This is a genomic window from Variovorax beijingensis, from assembly GCF_003951285.1.
Classification (GTDB): domain Bacteria; phylum Pseudomonadota; class Gammaproteobacteria; order Burkholderiales; family Burkholderiaceae_C; genus Variovorax; species Variovorax beijingensis.
This window is the reverse complement of the sequence record NZ_RXFQ01000070.1, coordinates 1-1,323: the sequence shown is the minus strand read 5'-3', so window position 1 is coordinate 1,323 and position 1,323 is coordinate 1. Positions and strand designations below refer to the sequence as shown.

The 1,323-nt window shown below is 64.8% G+C and carries 3 protein-coding genes; all 3 read left to right on the top strand.

From position 1 onward, the window contains the following. Window positions 1-272 (top strand): IS66 family insertion sequence element accessory protein TnpB (locus EJO66_RS32890; protein ID WP_206168923.1); only part of this gene is annotated, 272 nt, incomplete at its 5' end. Beyond that, window positions 269-601, top strand: coding sequence for an IS66 family insertion sequence element accessory protein TnpB (tnpB, locus tag EJO66_RS32430; RefSeq protein ID WP_206168922.1), 333 nt, complete (start codon window positions 269-271; stop codon window positions 599-601). The genes EJO66_RS32890 and tnpB, both read left to right, overlap by 4 nt. Before the next feature lie 60 nt (window positions 602-661). Beyond that, window positions 662-1,323: IS66 family transposase (locus EJO66_RS32425; protein ID WP_240648950.1), on the top strand; the 662-nt coding region annotated here is incomplete at its 3' end.

The following is a 1,323-nucleotide window of genomic DNA, read 5'->3' as shown; positions in this document are numbered from 1 at the left end:
AGCCTGGAGCGTCTGTGGCGCAGGTGGCCTTGGCCCATGGCCTCAACGCCAACCTCGTTCACAAATGGCGCCGCATGGTCGACGCGGGAGGCATCGCCTCGAATGCCAGCGACCAGCAAGCAGAGTTCGTCTCCCTCACGCTGGCTCCTGGTCCCGCTGTCGCAAGTGACATACACCTCGAGCTTCGCCGCGGGGCAATCGCGGTGAACGTGACTTGGCCAATGAGTGCTTCAGGTCAATGCGCCGCCTGGCTGCGCGAGATCCTCAAGTGATCCGGGTTGACGCACTGTGGCTTGCCGTCGAGCCGTTGGATATGCGCGCAGGCACCGAAGCGGCGCTGGCGCGTGTGGTTCGTGTCTTCGGTGCTGCGCGCCCGCATCACGCCTACCTGTTCGCCAACCGACGCGCGAACCGAATGAAGGTCCTGGTGCACGACGGGATTGGTATCTGGCTGTCGGCACGACGCCTGCACCAGGGCAAGTTCGTCTGGCCCAAGGACAGCGGCACCACCCTTAGCCTGACCCATCCCCAGTTCGATGCGCTGGTGCTCGGTCTGCCGTGGCAGCGGATCGGCGAAGCTGGGGTGATCTGCGTGCTGTAGTGCAATTGCCGAATGTGCTGATGCGTGTGCGCGCACACCGGGGCACCATCACCTTCCGTGATCGACACGGCCGACCTTGACCATCTGGACGCGCAGCAACTGCGTGAGATGGTCCTCTCCCTGAGGAGAGGGGCTGCAGCCGACAAGCTTGAGATCGCACGTCGCGACCACGAGATCGCGTTCAAGCAAGCGGCCATCGACAAACTCACGCACGAGATGGCCGTGCTCAAGCGGTTGAAGTTCGCCGCTAAGTCGGAAGCCTTCAATGCCGAGCAGAAGAGCCTGCTGGAAGAGACCATCGACGCCGACTTGGCGCCGATGGAGCGTGAGCTGGAGGAACTCGCGACCGTGCCGTCCGCGCAGCGCGAGAAGCAGCAACCCAAGCGCCAGCCACTGCCCGCGCACTTGCCGCGTCGGGAGATCCGCCACGAGCCCGAGAGCACCACCTGTGCATGCGGTTGCACCCTCCAGCGCATCGGCGAGGACGTGGCCGAGAAGCTCGACTACCACCCTGGCGTGTTCACGGTGGAGCGCCACGTGCGCGGCAAGTGGGTCTGCACGAAGTGCGAGACACTGGTGCAGGCCCCGGTCGCACCGCACATCATCGACAAGGGCATCCCGACGGCCAGGTTGCTCTCGCAGGTGCTGGTGGGCAAGTACCTGGACCACTTGCCGCTGTACAGGCAGGAAGCCATCTTCGGTCGCGCCGGCCTGGCCATCTC